Source organism: Ancylobacter crimeensis, assembly GCF_023016805.1.
GTDB lineage: Bacteria > Pseudomonadota > Alphaproteobacteria > Rhizobiales > Xanthobacteraceae > Ancylobacter > Ancylobacter crimeensis.
The window spans coordinates 61,694-76,236 of record NZ_JALKCH010000007.1 but is presented as its reverse complement, the minus strand read 5'-3'; the positions used below and the strand labels follow the sequence as shown (position 1 = coordinate 76,236).

General features: G+C 67.8%; 14 protein-coding genes. 8 read left to right on the top strand and 6 right to left on the bottom strand.

Going from position 1 to position 14,543, the window contains the following annotated elements:
- The first annotated feature begins 19 nt into the window (after positions 1-19).
- Together MWN34_RS12020 and lexA are read left to right on the top strand one after the other, a co-directional pair.
- Positions 20-721: a GntR family transcriptional regulator gene (locus tag MWN34_RS12020; protein WP_247029516.1), complete on the top strand. Its 702-nt coding sequence runs from the start codon at positions 20-22 to the stop codon at positions 719-721.
- A gap of 99 nt (positions 722-820) precedes the next feature.
- On the top strand, positions 821-1,537 hold the full coding sequence (lexA, locus tag MWN34_RS12015; RefSeq protein WP_247029511.1) for a transcriptional repressor LexA: 717 nt from the start codon (positions 821-823) through the stop codon (positions 1,535-1,537).
- Positions 1,538-1,613: 76 nt separating this feature from the next.
- Here the strand turns inward: lexA and MWN34_RS12010 are convergent, their stop codons facing one another.
- Positions 1,614-4,034, bottom strand: coding sequence for a ComEC/Rec2 family competence protein (locus tag MWN34_RS12010; RefSeq protein WP_247029510.1), 2,421 nt, complete (start codon positions 4,032-4,034; stop codon positions 1,614-1,616).
- A gap of 272 nt (positions 4,035-4,306) precedes the next feature.
- Here MWN34_RS12010 and gltX point away from each other — a divergent pair, with 272 nt between their 5' ends.
- Positions 4,307-5,740 (top strand): glutamate--tRNA ligase, encoded by a 1,434-nt coding sequence (gene gltX / locus MWN34_RS12005; protein ID WP_247029509.1) that lies wholly within the window; start codon positions 4,307-4,309, stop codon positions 5,738-5,740.
- Positions 5,741-6,003: 263 nt separating this feature from the next.
- Positions 6,004-7,314 (top strand): citrate synthase, encoded by a 1,311-nt coding sequence (gene gltA, locus MWN34_RS12000; protein WP_247029507.1) that lies wholly within the window; start codon positions 6,004-6,006, stop codon positions 7,312-7,314.
- A gap of 117 nt (positions 7,315-7,431) precedes the next feature.
- On the opposite strand, the gene MWN34_RS11995 is transcribed toward gltA, so the two are convergent.
- From MWN34_RS11995 to MWN34_RS11985, 3 genes are all read right to left on the bottom strand, one after another.
- Positions 7,432-7,797, bottom strand: coding sequence for a DUF192 domain-containing protein (locus MWN34_RS11995; RefSeq protein ID WP_425532100.1), 366 nt, complete (start codon positions 7,795-7,797; stop codon positions 7,432-7,434).
- Between the two features lie 196 nt (positions 7,798-7,993).
- Positions 7,994-8,611 (bottom strand): cold-shock protein, encoded by a 618-nt coding sequence (locus MWN34_RS11990; RefSeq protein ID WP_247029504.1) that lies wholly within the window; start codon positions 8,609-8,611, stop codon positions 7,994-7,996.
- 120 nt (positions 8,612-8,731) lie between these two features.
- The gene (locus tag MWN34_RS11985) at positions 8,732-9,514 is read right to left on the bottom strand and encodes an SIR2 family NAD-dependent protein deacylase (protein WP_247029503.1); all 783 of its coding nucleotides are present in this window, start codon (positions 9,512-9,514) and stop codon (positions 8,732-8,734) included.
- A 46-nt stretch (positions 9,515-9,560) separates the two neighbouring features.
- Between MWN34_RS11985 and MWN34_RS11980 the strand changes: the two genes are divergently transcribed.
- Together MWN34_RS11980 and MWN34_RS11975 are read left to right on the top strand one after the other, a co-directional pair.
- Positions 9,561-9,983 (top strand): VOC family protein, encoded by a 423-nt coding sequence (locus MWN34_RS11980; RefSeq protein WP_247029502.1) that lies wholly within the window; start codon positions 9,561-9,563, stop codon positions 9,981-9,983.
- A 51-nt stretch (positions 9,984-10,034) separates the two neighbouring features.
- Positions 10,035-10,328, top strand: coding sequence for a YciI family protein (locus MWN34_RS11975; protein WP_247029501.1), 294 nt, complete (start codon positions 10,035-10,037; stop codon positions 10,326-10,328).
- A 49-nt stretch (positions 10,329-10,377) separates the two neighbouring features.
- On the opposite strand, the gene MWN34_RS11970 is transcribed toward MWN34_RS11975, so the two are convergent.
- On the bottom strand, positions 10,378-10,812 hold the full coding sequence (locus tag MWN34_RS11970) for an RbsD/FucU family protein (protein WP_247029500.1): 435 nt from the start codon (positions 10,810-10,812) through the stop codon (positions 10,378-10,380).
- A 3-nt stretch (positions 10,813-10,815) separates the two neighbouring features.
- Positions 10,816-12,072 (bottom strand): ROK family transcriptional regulator, encoded by a 1,257-nt coding sequence (locus tag MWN34_RS11965; RefSeq protein ID WP_247029499.1) that lies wholly within the window; start codon positions 12,070-12,072, stop codon positions 10,816-10,818.
- Positions 12,073-12,274: 202 nt separating this feature from the next.
- On the opposite strand from MWN34_RS11965, the gene MWN34_RS11960 reads away from it, so the two are divergent.
- Entirely contained in the window at positions 12,275-13,312 is a 1,038-nt protein-coding gene (locus MWN34_RS11960) for a sugar ABC transporter substrate-binding protein (protein WP_247029498.1), read from the top strand.
- A gap of 111 nt (positions 13,313-13,423) precedes the next feature.
- Entirely contained in the window at positions 13,424-14,524 is a 1,101-nt protein-coding gene (locus MWN34_RS11955) for an ABC transporter permease (protein WP_247029496.1), read from the top strand.
- Positions 14,525-14,543 lie beyond the last annotated feature (19 nt).

Genomic DNA, 14,543 nt, shown 5'->3' with positions numbered 1-14,543 from the left:
CTGGGATCCTTCGCCGCACATGATCGCCTCCTCCCCCCGAAGTGCCTCAGACGGTGCGCCAGACGCGCCGGCCGGCCGGCCGCACACCACCCGCGCGGAAGAACTGCGGGTGCAGATCGCCGACGAGATCACCCGCGGACAGCTTCCGCCCGGCACCACGCTGGACGAGACGGCGCTCGCCGCGCGCTTCGGCGTTTCCCGCACCCCGGTCCGCGAAGCCATCCGGGAACTGGCCGCCTCCGGGCTGGTCGACACCCGCCCGCATCGGGGCGCCGTGGTCGCGCGGCCGAGCCTCGAACGGTTGAAGGCCATGTTCGAGGTCATGGCGGAGCTGGAAGCACTCTGCGCCGGCCTGTGCGCCACGCGCATCACTCCACCGGAGCGCCACGCGCTGGAGATGCTCCATGCCGAGATGGGGGACCTGATGCGGCAGGGCGACTTCACTGCCTATCGCGAGAGGAACGAAGCCTTCCACGCCGCCATTCATGCCGGCGCCCACAATGACTATCTCGCCGAGCTCGCGAGCGGGACGCGCCATCGCCTCTCACCCTTCCGCCGCGCGCAGATCGGCGCGCTCGGCCGGCTCGCGCTTTCCCACCAGGAGCATGAGCGCGTCGTCACCGCCATTCTGCGTGGCGATCGCGAAGGGGCGGGCCAGGCCATGCGCGAGCACATCTCCGTGGTGCACGATGCCTATGAGGCCTATACGCAGAGCCTGTGATCCCTGCGCTGGACGGTAAAATTGCCGTTGTGGAACACACAAAGAACGACTAGTGTTTGTTCGTGATTTGTTTTCGTTCGCGCCGGTCAGGGAGCCGTCATGCTCACCCGCAAACAGCATGAATTGCTGCGCTTCATCCATGAGCGCCTGAAAGAGAGCGGTGTTCCGCCTTCCTTCGAGGAGATGAAGGAGGCGCTGGATCTTCGCTCGAAATCCGGCATCCATCGGCTTATCACGGCACTCGAGGAGCGGGGTTTTATTCGCCGGCTACCGAACCGCGCGCGCGCGCTAGAGGTGCTGAAGCTGCCGGAGAGCGTACAGCCGATTCGCCCGACGCCCGCCCGCAGCTTCGCGCCCAGCGTCATCGAGGGCAGTCTCGGCAAGCGCCCGGTGCCCACTCCCGCCGCCGCACCCGTCGAGGATGACGGCAACCGGCCGATTCCGGTCCCGGTCATGGGGCGTATCGCTGCCGGCACGCCGATCTCCGCCATCCAGTCGAGCAGCCACACTGTCACCATGCCGCCCGAAATGCTCTCCACCGGCGAGCACTACGCGCTGGAAGTGCGAGGAGATTCCATGATCGAAGCCGGTATCCTCGACGGCGACCTTGCCCTCATCCGCCGCTGCGAGACGGCCGAGACGGGTGAGATCGTAGTGGCGCTGATCGACGAAGAGGAAGCGACGCTGAAGCGCCTGCGCCGCAAGGGCGCGTCAGTGGCGCTGGAGGCCGCGAATCCGGCTTATGAAACCCGGATCTTCGGCCCGGACCGTGTGCGCATCCAGGGCCGGCTGGTGGGATTGTTCCGACGCTATTGAGGCCCGGCGACGGGGCGCAATCGGCGCCGTTCCGTCTGGCGACATTCGATGTCGCGCCGCCGAAATCCGATTAGGGTTAGGGCTCGATCGTGGAAGTCTCGGTTTGCCCGGCGGTGTCCTCTGAACTCGCAGGTGCGGGAGCTCGGAGAGGGGGTTGAGGCAGCCATGGACGCTGATATGTGTCCGGTCGGGCCATCACAATCTGGATGGCTGGTGCCGGCGCCGGTTCGGTCGGAAGAGGTGACAGGCCCGATGCGTCGGACATGGAGTTCGAGAGAGCGGCATCTTCGGCGTGAATGTTTCCGGAACCGTCGTCCGCTTGCGCCCTCGCCTCCTGAAGCGCATCAGCCTGAACGGTATCCGACGGAACGGTATCCGACTGAACCGCATCCACCCAGAACGCCAGCGCCCCCTGCCGACTTCCCTTCTGCGTCGGGATCACCGTCGCGGCACAATCCGGCGGAGGGGTAAAGGAGGTCACGATGATGCGGGCAAGCCGGCAATCATCGATCAGCGCCTCGCGACGGAGGGGATAGGCGATCCGCCCGCCATGCGGCAGTGGCAGCGCGCAGCCGAGCGGATCGCAGGATGTGTTGGCCGCACCGCTTGCCGGCGAGGCCGTTCCGCCTTGAACGGTGGCCGATGTAGGTCGCTCGCCGAGCGAGGCCCTCCACTGGGTCACGGCGAAACGGTTCGCCAGCGTCGCGGCGGGCCGGTCGCCGATCAAGGCGAGGCGCCCATCCGGGCCGCGCACGCCGACGGTCGTGCCGTCCGCGTCGATGAAGATATCGGGAGGTCGCGTCGTCATCGCCAGAAACAGACCCGCCGCAAGGAGCGCCGGCCCTGCGAGAAGCAGGCGGCTGCGCAGCACGCACAGGGCGATCAGGCCAAGCGTCATCAGAACGAGGCTGGCGGCGGAGAAGGCCGGCAACCCGCCATCCGCCCCCGGAATCGCCGCCACCTTGGCTGCGATGCGAACCATGACGTCGATGCCCCAGCCCATGATGCGGAACATCCACGCATCGAGGCCGAAGGGAATCAGCAGCGCCCCGAACAGACCTGCCGGCATGATGACGAAAGAGATCACCGGCGCCGTCAGGAGATTCGCGATCAGACTCAGCGGCGCGACGCGGTGGAAATGATAGGCGGCATAGGGCGCCGTCGCCAGCGCGGCGACCAGTGAGGAAATAAGGATTCCCACCACCCAGCGCAGCGCCTTTCCGGCAGGTTGCGTGCCGCCCAGCCGGTAGATGGCGCCGGCAAAACGCTCATGCCCGGCCACCAGCGCCAGCGTCGCGGCGAAGGACATCTGCGTGCCGGGATCGAGCAGCGCCGCCGGCGAGAGCACCAGTACGACCAGTGCCGCGAGCGCCAGCGTGCGCAGCGTCACCGCCGCCCGGCCGAGCATCACCCCCGCCAGCACGAGCACCGCCATGAGATAGGAGCGCTGCGTCGCCACCTCGGCACCGGACAGCAGCAGGTAGAAGCTCGCCCCGGCGATCGCCGGCACCGCCGCCCAGGCCTTGATCGGCACCCTCAGGGCAAGGCCCGGCACCGCTGCCAGAAGCGCGCGGCTGCCCCAGAACAGCGCGGCCACGACCAGCGCCATGTGCAGACCGGAGATCGAGAGCACATGGTAGATGCCCGAGATCCGCATCGCCTCCTCGACCGATGCGGGCACCGCGTCGCGCGTGCCCGTCACCAGCGCGGTGGCGATGGCGCCCGTGCTGCCGGGCAACGCCGCACGGATCCGCGCATCCATCGCCTGCCGCACCGCGTCCACCGCCACCCGCAGACGCAGGGCGAGGTCCGGCGGCTCCGGCGGCTCCGTCACCTGCACCCGGCCGACCGAAAAGCCGGTGGCACCAATGCCGTCGAACCAGGCATCGCGGCCGAAATCATAACCCCCCGGATAGGCCGGCCCGCCGGGAGGCGCGAGAGTCGCGCGCAGCAGCACATGGCTCCCCACCGGCGGCGGCGCGGCTCCGGTAATGGCGATGCGCACCCGCACCGGCCACACCTCCGCCCGTTCCAGCGCGGTGACGCGCAGCACGATCCGGCCGCCTTTCGGCCGCTGCTCGGAGCGCTCGACGAAGCCGGAAACCCCGATCATCTCATAGGCCCGCGGCAGCACCGGATGCGCCATGCGCGCCACCTGCAGCGTCGCCACGCCAAATCCCGCCGCGACCGCCGTCATCAGCGCCAGCGCATGGAAAAGGCCCGGCCGCTCGCGGGCGAGACAGGCGAGGCCGCCGAGCAGCAAAGCGAGAGCCGCCCCGGCGATCAGCCACGGCTCGTGGGTGGCGGCGAAATACAGCCCGATTCCCGTCCCGAAGGCGACGGGCAGGAAGGCGAAGCCGCGCCGGCCATCCACCTCCCGCGCCAGGGCGCCGGCCAGGCAGCTCCAAACCGTGCCGCCGCCGGACCAGGCCGGCAGCAGCCTCCCGGGCAGCGGCCACGCGCCCGTGCCGACACCGGCACGGGCGGCCAGCGCCATCACGCGGCTCGCCCCTGCCTTGCCTGCCGTGCTCTCGCCGCGGCCCGCGCGCCCTCGCCCGTCCAACCCCGCATCCCCTGACACGTCGCCGGCGAACCGCGCGCCCGCCGCGGCTCCGGTGTGTTTTCCCCTGCCGGTTCCTATGCTACACGCTCCGCTCCCGCCCACCAGTTCCGGCTGCGTGGCCGATGCCGCGCTCCTTCCGCGCGCTGCGCGCCATCGCGATCGCGCCACCTCTTCGCCCGCCCCGGCGGGCTCCGTGAGAACCGTTGATGTCCGAACCCGTCGTCACCCGCTTTGCCCCCTCGCCCACCGGCTTCCTGCACATCGGCGGGGCGCGTACGGCGCTGTTCAACTGGCTGTACGCCCGCGCCAAGGGCGGCAAGATGTTGCTGCGCATCGAGGACACCGATCGCCAGCGCTCCACGGATGCCGCGATCGAGGCGATCATCGACGGGCTGAAATGGCTCGGCATCGACTGGTCGGGCGACGTCGTCTACCAGTTCGCCCGCGCCGCGCGGCACCGCGAGGCGGTGGAGCAGATGATCGGCCAGGGGCGGGCCTATCGCTGTTATGCCAGCGCCGCGGAGCTGGAGGAGATGCGCGAGACCGCCCGCCGCGAGGGACGCCCCCCGCGCTATGACGGGCGTTGGCGCGACCGCGATCCCTCCGAGGCGCCGGAGGGCGCGAAGCCCGCCATCCGGCTGCGCGCGCCCAGCGAGGGCGAGACGGTGATCGAGGATCTGGTGCAGGGCCGGGTGGTCTTCCCCAACAAGGATCTCGACGACCTCGTGCTGCTGCGCTCCGACGGCACGCCGACCTACATGCTGTCCGTGGTGGTGGACGACCACGACATGGGCGTGACCCACATCATCCGCGGCGACGATCACCTCACCAATGCCGCCCGGCAGGCGCAGATCTATGCCGCGCTCGGCTGGAACGTGCCGAAGATGGCGCATATTCCGCTGATCCACGGGCCGGACGGTGCCAAGCTCTCCAAGCGCCACGGGGCGCTGGGCGTCGATGCCTACCGCGCCATGGGCTACCTGCCGGCGGCGCTGCGCAACTATCTGGTGCGGCTCGGCTGGAGCCATGGCGACCAGGAAATCTTCTCGACCGAGGAGATGGCCAGCCTGTTCGACCTCGACAAGGTGGGCCGCTCGGCGGCACGATTCGACTTCGCCAAGCTGGAGAACCTCAACGGCATCTACATGCGCCAGACGCCGGATGCCGAGCTGATGACCGCCATCGAGGACCTCCTGCCCTATTTGCCGGAAGGCCCGGCGCTCGCCGCCCGGCTCACGCCGGAGAAGAAGGCGCAGCTTCTCGCCGCCATGCCGGGGCTGAAGGAGCGCGCCAGGACGCTGGTGGAACTGATCGACAGCGCCGCCTACATCACCGACGATCGCCCCCTGAAGATGGAGGAGAAGGCCGCGGCCCTTCTGACCCCGGAGGCGCGCGCCCTGCTCGGCCGGGTCGGGGAGGCGCTGGCCGGCGTCGAAGAGTGGTCCGCTGCTTCCACGGAAGCAGAAGTGCGCAAGGTGGCGGAGGCGGCAGGCGTCAAGCTCGGCGCGGTGGCGCAGCCGCTTCGCGCGGCGCTGACCGGACGCACCACGTCGCCGGGCATCTTCGATGTCCTGGCGGTGCTCGGTCGTGAGGAGAGCCTTGCAAGACTCGCAGACCAGGCTGGCGCCATCGCCACCTGATCCTGCGACTTTGTGCGGACGCGAAGGCTGCCGCGCCCTCTCCCGAAGGGCGCGAAGCCTTGCGCGCAAAGGATTTTCGCCCGCATGCCGATACCGCGCGCGCTGCGCTTGCGAGCAGGGGGTGAAAGGGTTACGACTTGGTCAAAAGCAAGGCTGGACCGGGGCGGTGCGGGACGCTCCCAAGAACCCTTGCCAGGAGGAGACGCCGGTCCGCACAGGGCACGACGCCGATTTTTCGATCATCGCAGGTGGGAGATTCCCGTATGGATGCCGTTTCCAAAACATCGCCGGCTACCGCAAAACTGAGTGTCGGCGAGCAGAGCTGGGATCTGCCCGTGCTGTCCGGCACCATCGGCCCCGACGTCATCGACATCGGCAAGCTGTACGGCCAGACCGGCATGTTCACCTATGATCCGGGCTTCACCTCGACCGCGAGCTGCGAGAGCCAGATCACCTATATCGATGGCGATGCCGGCGTCCTGCTCTATCGCGGCTACCCGATCGAGCAACTCGCCGAAAACGGCGACTTCCTCGAGACGTGCTACCTGCTGCTTTACGGGGAGTTGCCGACTGCCGCCCAGAAGGCGGATTTCGACTACCGCGTCACGCGCCACACCATGGTGCATGAGCAGATGAGTCGCTTCTTCCACGGCTTCCGCCGCGACGCCCACCCGATGGCGGTGATGGTGGCCTCGGTCGGTGCGCTCTCGGCCTTCTATCACGACTCGACCGACATCTCCGATCCGCAGCAGCGGATGATCGCCTCGATCCGCATGATCGCGAAGATGCCGACGCTGGCGGCGATGGCCTACAAATACAATATCGGCCAGCCCTTCGTTTACCCGCAGAACGACCTCGACTACGCCTCCAATTTCCTGCGCATGTGCTTCTCGGTGCCGTGCGAGGAGTACAAGGCGAACCCGATCCTCTCCCGCGCGATCGACCGCATCTTCATCCTGCATGCCGACCACGAGCAGAACGCCTCGACCTCGACGGTGCGCCTCGCCGGCTCGTCGGGCGCGAATCCGTTCGCCTGCGTCGCTGCCGGCATCGCCTGCCTGTGGGGACCCGCCCATGGCGGCGCCAACGAGGCCGCGCTGAAGATGCTGGGCGAGATCGGCTCGGTCGACCGCATCCCGGAATTCATCAAGCGCGCCAAGGACAAGAACGATCCGTTCCGCCTGATGGGCTTCGGCCACCGCGTCTACAAGAACTACGATCCGCGCGCCAAGATCATGCAGCGCACCTGCCACGAAGTGCTCGGCGAGCTCGGCATCAAGGACGACCCGCTGCTCGACATCGCGGTCGAGCTGGAGCGCATCGCGCTGCAGGACGAGTATTTCATCGAGCGCAAGCTCTACCCGAACATCGACTTCTATTCGGGCATCACCTTGCGCGCCCTCGGCTTCCCCACCTCCATGTTCACGGTGCTGTTCGCCCTTGCCCGCGCGGTCGGCTGGATCGGCCAGTGGAAGGAGATGATCGAGGATCCGGGCCAGCGCATCGGCCGGCCGCGCCAGCTCTACACCGGCGCCGCCCAGCGCGATTACGTGCCGATCGCCCGCCGCAAGTAAGATGAGGCGCCGTAAGGCACGGCAATCTTCGGGAACGACAAAACCCCGGTGCGATGCACCGGGGTTTTTCATGTCGAAACCCGGACCAGCACGCAGCCGCAAGAAGCTCCACGGCCCTCACTTCGGCGGGAACAGCTTGTGCTCGACGCGATCGCCCACCGCGATGCCCTTCGCCTTCACCGTGCCGCCCGCCAGTTCCAGCACCGCCCGCATGGGTCCGCCGCTCTCGATGACATCTGTCGACAGAGGCGTGGTGTTCTCGGCGATATGGCCGATGCGGCCATCAGCGCGGATGAACACCATGTCGAGCGGGATGTAGGTGTTCTTCATCCACATATAGACCGGCTGCGGGGTGCGGAAATCGAACAGCATGCCGGCATTGGAGGCGAGCTCCGTGCGATACATCAGCCCGCGCTCGCGCTCTTGCGGCGTCACCGCGATCTCGACGGAAAACCGCACCGCGCCGGCAGCCGTATCGATCACGAGGGGCTCGACCGTCGCCGCCCGCGCCGGCAGGCCGAGGCCCAGGCAAAGAAAAAACGCCGCAAGAAGCCTGATCCCGGCGGGAGCGACCCGCCCGAAAACGCGCGACGTACCGGCGGACTGCCGCGCGAAAACGCGCGGAAGGGAGAAAGACGGAAACATCATCAGGAATACGGGCGCCCTGCGGCGCTCTCCCTCAATGCGACGACGGGGTCGCGGAACCATCCGGCCGCACCTCGGCCGCCATCAGCCCCTTGGGGCCCGGCCCGAAGCGCACGAGCACGATCTGCCCGGGGCGCAGTTCGGTCAAGCCGTGGCGGCGCAGGGTCTCCATATGCACGAAGATGTCGGGCGTGCCCTCGCCGCGCGAGAGAAAGCCGAAGCCGCGCAGCCGGTTGAACCACTTCACCACCGCACGCTCGAACCCGCCCACGGGTTGCACCGTGACATGGGTGCGCGCCTGCGGAAGCTGGGAATGGTGGACCGCCGTGCTTTCGTCCATGGAGAGCACGCGCATGGCCTGGAAGCCACGCTCGCGCGCGATCGCCTCCACCACGACGCGGGAACCTTCCTGAGCGGTCTGGAAGCCGCCGCGGCGCAGGCAGGTCACATGCAACAGGACATCGCCGCCGCCCGCATCCGGCACGATGAAGCCGTAGCCTTTGGAGACGTCGAACCACTTGATGGTGCCGGCAATCTCGACGAACGGGCCGTCGGCTCCGCTCTCGACGTCAGAACCGAGGTCTTCGGCGGACCGGATGTCCTTGCCTCGCCCCCTCGGCTCGTAACGGGATCCAGATCCATCGGACGACATCAGCCCCACGCCCCTGCAACTTGCGGACGCGTCCCCACAACGCACCCTTCGCCATTCCGCACGCGAGCGATCAGGATAACACCCACCCCTCGCGCGCAAAGAGTCTTTGATTCGCCTCCCTCAACGAAAAGCCGCCGGGTGTGGCAAAACTCCATCAAGCACGTCGCCGATATCGGCGTGGATCACGAGATCGGCCAGCGGATCGAGTTCCGTCGGCTCGCGGTTCACGATGACGAGACGGGCACCGGCCTGTTTCGCCTCGATCGGCAGATAGGCCGCAGGATAGACCACCAGCGAAGAGCCGAGGACGACGAAAACGTCGCATTCCATCGCCCATTCATGCGCACGCATCATCTCGCCGGCGGGCATGGCCTGCCCGAAAGAGATGGTGGCGGTCTTCACCGGGCCGTCGCAATGGATGCAGTCGGGCGCCACGCCACCGGCGTCGTCGAACTCCTTGCGCACCCAGGAGAGCGAATAGCGGCAGTTGCAATCGAGGCAAACCGCATAGGTGCTGTTGCCATGCAGCTCCACCAGTCGCTCGTCCGGAACGCCGGAAAGCTGGTGCAGCCCGTCGATGTTCTGCGTCACCACCCCCAGAAGCCGCCCGTCCGCCAGCCAGCCGGCGACCGCCGCATGGCCGCGGCCGGGGCGGGCGCCGCCGAAGGCCTCCTCCATCGCAAAGCGTCGGCGCCACGCCTCGTTGCGGGCGGCGCGGCTGGACACGAAGGCGTCATAGGGAATCGGCTTGTTCTGCGACCACAGGCCGCCGGGGGAGCGGAAGTCCGGAATGCCGCATTCGGTGGAGATGCCGGCTCCGGTGAAGGCGATGCCGGCGCGCATATTCCCGAGAAGCTCGGCCAATGCCGCCCGTGCCGCCTTGATGTCCGCGCCCACCGTCATATGTTGGCCACCCTACCCGCTCCGCCCCGCATCGCGAGGACGTCTGATGAAATATCTGCACACCATGGTCCGCGTCACCGATCTCGACGCGTCGCTCGACTTCTATGTGAACAAGCTGGGTCTCGAGGAGGTCCGCCGCAAGGAGGTTCCGCAGGGTCGCTACACCCTCATCTTCCTCGCCGCCCCCGGACAGGCCGGCGTCGCCGAGCTGGAGCTGACCTTCAACTGGGACCCGGAAGCCTATGGCGAAGGCCGCAATTTCGGCCATCTCGCCTACGAGGTCGACGACATCTACGCCACCTGCGCGAAGCTGCAGGCCGCCGGCGTCACCATCAACCGTCCGCCGCGCGACGGCTACATGGCCTTCGTCCGCTCGCCGGACAACGTCTCGATCGAGCTGTTGCAGAAGGGCGGCGCCAAGGCGCCCGCCGAGCCCTGGGCCTCGATGGCCAACACCGGCAAATGGTGAGCCGCCGCCTTCCGACCGCCTGTCCCGACCTCTCTACCGGAGCCTTGAACGATGCAGTTCGTTCTCACCGCCTATGACCGCGCCGACGGCCTCGCGCTGCGTGCGCAGACCCGACCGGCCCATCTCGACTATCTGCGCGCCAATGCCGCCAGCATCGCCTTTGCGGGCCCGATGCTGGATGGCGAGGGCAAGCCGCGCGGGTCGATCATCGTCTATGAGGCGCCTGACCTCGCTTCCGCCGAGACCCTTGCGGCGGCCGATCCCTATGCAGAGGCGGGGCTGTTCGCAAAGACCGAGATCAGCGGCTTCCGCACCGTGGTGAAGGACGGCGTGGTCGCCGGCTGAACCGGAATCGGCGAGGCGCTCGCGCCTCGCCGCTTTTTCTGCAGGGCATTCACGCCACCGGCGGCACCACGCCCTTGCGCAGGATGATGTTGCCATAGAGCCGACGCTCGCCGCTGGCGACGATGGCGTAAGTTCCCCGCACCCGCTCATAGAAGGGCGGCCCCGCAATCGGCACCAGGTCGATGCCCGGCTCGTGGCGGGCGATCGCCGCTTCGAAATCGCGGAACACCTCTTCCATCCGCCCGCAATCGCCGAACGCACATGGCCGGAACGCCGCCTGCGGCACGTCGCGGTCGAGCGGCATCACCGAAAGGATCGCGTCGAGAATCGTCGGCCCGCCGTGCCCGTCCATGCGCACGAGGCGCCGGGCGTGGGCGCAGGCGGGATAGTTGGCGTCCACGATGGCGATCTCGTCGCCATGCCCCATGGCGCGCAGCGTCATCAGCAGCTCGGGGCCGAGCAGCGGATCAAGACCTTTCAGCATCCGTCATTCCTTGAAAAGAACATCGAAATCGCGGGCGAAGGTGGCGAGCAGCGGCAGCGCCGCGCCGCCGATGGCCCGCGCATCGCGCCCGACCGAGCCCTCCACGATCTGTGCCGGCGTAAGGCCCTGCCGGTCGATGGCGGAGAAGCGCTCGCGCGTGCGCGCCAAGAGCGCCTCGCGGACGGCGACCGGAAAGGCGCCGTCGATCACGATGGCCTCGAAGTCGATCACCGAAAGCGCCGCCGCGATCGCCTGGGCCAGACCGTCCGCCGCCTCGTCCAGCCATTCATCCAGCGGTTCGGCGAAGCTCGACCAGTCGTCCGGCGAGAGCCAGATATCGGTCCCATTCAGCCCGCGCGCGATCAGCCGCCGCTCCAGCCGGTAGATCGAGGCGCTGCGGATGAGCTGCTGCACGCTCCCCCCGCGGGCCCCGTCACGGCAGAGGATCGGCATGGAGCCGAGTGCGCCGGCATTGCCGCTGCGGCCGGGAAACAGCGTACCGCCCAGCACCACGCCGCCGCCGATGAAGGTGCCGATGTAGAAATAGGCGAAGTCGGCAAACCCGGCCCCGCGCCCGAAGGTGAGTTCCGCGGCGCAGGCCGATGTGCCGTCATTGCACATCCGCACCGGCCATTGCGGAAAGATAAGCCCGAGCTCGGCTGCGATGTCATTGTCGTGCCAGACCGCGAGCGCGCCCGGCGGCGTGTCGAGGTCGGCCTCCCAGCTCCACAGATCGAACGGCATGGCAACGCCGATGCCGGTGATGCGGGCGCGCTGCTCCTCGCTGAGCACCGCGATGAGGCGCGGGATCTCGGCGCGGGCGAAGTCGATCAGCGTCGCAGGCAGCGGATAGGCATAGGTGATGCGCGCGCGCGCCCGGATCCCCGCGAGGAAGTCCATCAGCACGAGGTCGCAGCTGCGCCGTCCGATCATCAGCCCGATGCCGAAGGCGCCGTCGGGGTTCAGTGAGAACGGTACCGAAGGCTGGCCGATCCGCCCGCGCAGGCGCTCCCCGGCAAGGAGCAGGCCGTCCGCCTGCAGCCGGTTCATGATGACGGTGGTGGTCTGGGCCGAAAGCCCGGTCAGGCGCGCGATCTCGGCCTTGGCCAGCGCCCGGTGACGGCGGATCAGCGACAGGATCAATCGCTCATTATAGAGCCGGACGCCGGTCTGGTTGGTGCCGCGCCCGCCGAAGGAAACCGGCGTGGCGTCGCCCGGCATGTCGCCCGCGGACCTGACGGGAGGTGCAAACTCGTCCATTCCCTGGCGCCTCCTCCATCGTCCATTTTCCGGCGACGGTTTACCGGGGAAAGCATGGCCCGCACAAGACCGATGGTCAATTATTAAATCCAGTTGATTTAATAATTGACACGGACGCGGGAGTGCGGCTTGATGGAATGCATCGAAGAAGATGACACGGGCTCAACCGTGCGCTCCTCAACAGTCCCCAAGGGAGGGAAGAATGCGTCGCACTTTCCGTCGCGCGGCCGTGTCCGCGCTTGCGCTCGGCATCGCCACCATGGCCGGCATCGGCATCGGCTCCGCCGCCGACAAGCCGATCGTCGGCCTCATCACCAAAACCAACACCAACCCCTATTTCGTGAAGATGCGCGAAGGCGCCGAGGCCAAGGCCGCGGAGCTCGGCATGGAGCTGCGCTCCTTCGCCGGCAAGCTGGATGGCGACAATGATTCCCAGGTCGCCGCGGTCGAGAACCTGATCGCCGCCGGGGCCAAGGGCATACTCATCACGCCAAGCGATTCCCGCGCCATCGTGCCGTCGATCGACAAGGCCCGCGCCGCCGGCATCCTGGTGATCGCGCTCGATACGTCGCTCGACCCGGCCAGCGCCGCCGACGCCACCTTCGCCACCGACAACTTCCTCGCCGGCGAGATGGTCGGCCAGTGGGCGGCGAAGACGCTCGGCGAGAAGGCCGGCTCCGCCAAGATCGCCCTGCTCGACCTCAACGTGAACCAGATCTCGGTCGACGTGCAGCGGGACCAGGGCTTCCTGAAGGGCTTCGGCGTAGATCTCGGCAACCCTGCCGCCATCGGCGACGAGAAGGATCCCCGGATCGTCGGCCACGACGTCACCCTCGGCAATGAGGAGGGCGGTCGCAAGGCGATGGAGAACCTGCTGCAGAAGGACCCCGAGATCTCGGTGGTCTACACCATCAATGAGCCCGCCGCCGCAGGCGCCTATGAGGCGCTGCGCTCGGTCGGACGCGAGAAGGACGTGCTGCTCGTCTCGATCGACGGCGGCTGCCCCGGCGTGCGCAACGTGCAGGACGGCGTGATCGGCGCGACCTCGATGCAGTTTCCCCTGCTGATGGCCGCCAAGGGCGTCGAGGCAGTGAAGGCCTTCGCCGATAGCGGCGCCAAGCCGAAGCCCAGCGAAGGCCTCGACTTCGTGAACACCGGCGTCGAGCTGATCACCGACAAGCCGGTCGAGGGCCTGCCCTCCACCCCGTCGGTCGCAGGCCTCAAGAAGTGCTGGGGCTGAGCCCCCGCATCCTCATCCGAGCCGTAACGTGATCCGTTGCGAGGGCGTGCTGCGCCCTCCCGGCTGCGCGCGCCACGCCAGTACGCAGCCGGCTTGCGGGAGGACATGGCGATGACCGACACCACCAGCTCATCCGCGCCAGCCGAAGGCCGGCCGCCGATCCAGAGCTTCGAACAGGTTCTCGAGAAGCGCGAGAGCCGCGTCGCGGAATTCGACAGCACGCCGAAATCACCGCTTCGACGACTCCAGCACCTGCTGCACGCAAACCCGACCGCCGTGCCCGCCATCGTTCTGGCGCTGGGCGTGATCGGCTTCAGCTTTATCGTCGGCGGACGCTTCCTGTCGTCCTTCAACCTGTCGCTGATCATCCAGCAGGTCACGATCATCGGCATCATCGGCATCGCCCAGACGCTGATCGTCATCACCGCCGGCATCGACCTGTCGGTCGGCGCCATCATGGTGCTGTGCTCGGTGGTCATGGGCAAGCTGGCGGTCACGCTCGGCGTGCCGGCCCCCCTCGCCTTCCTCGCCGGGCTCACGGTCGGCGGCGGCTGCGGCGCTATCAACGGCCTGCTGGTGACGCGGCTGCGGCTGCCGCCCTTCATCGTGACGCTTGGCACCTGGTCGATCTTCTTCGCCCTGAACCTCTGGTATTCGGGGTCCGAGACGCTGCGTTCCCAGGATGTCGCCAAGGCTGCGCCGTTCCTGCAGGTGCTCGGAACGCCGGTCGATATCCTTGGCGCGCGCTTCACTTATGGCTCGTTCTTCATGCTGCTTCTCATCGCAGTGGTGTGGTACGTGCTGAACCGCACCGCGCTTGGCCGCCACATCTATGCGGTGGGCGACGATCCGGCGGCGGCGGAGCTCTCCGGCATCCGTACCCAGCGGGTGCTGTTCAAGGTCTATGTTGCGGCGGGCATCGTCTGCGCGCTGGGCGCCTGGGCGCTGATCGGGCGCATCGGCTCCATCTCCCCGCAGGCGGGGCAGACCGCCAATCTCGACAGCATCACCGCGGTGGTGATCGGCGGCGCCAGCCTGTTCGGCGGCCGCGGATCCATCGTCGGCACGCTGATCGGCGCTCTCATCGTCGGCGTGTTCCGCAACGGCCTCGCGCTCTCCGGCGTGGATGTGCTGTGGCAGGAATTCACCGTCGGCATTCTCATCATCGTGGCGGTCGCCCTCGACCAGTGGATCCGCAAGGTGTCGGCATGAGCACGCTTTCCCACACCCA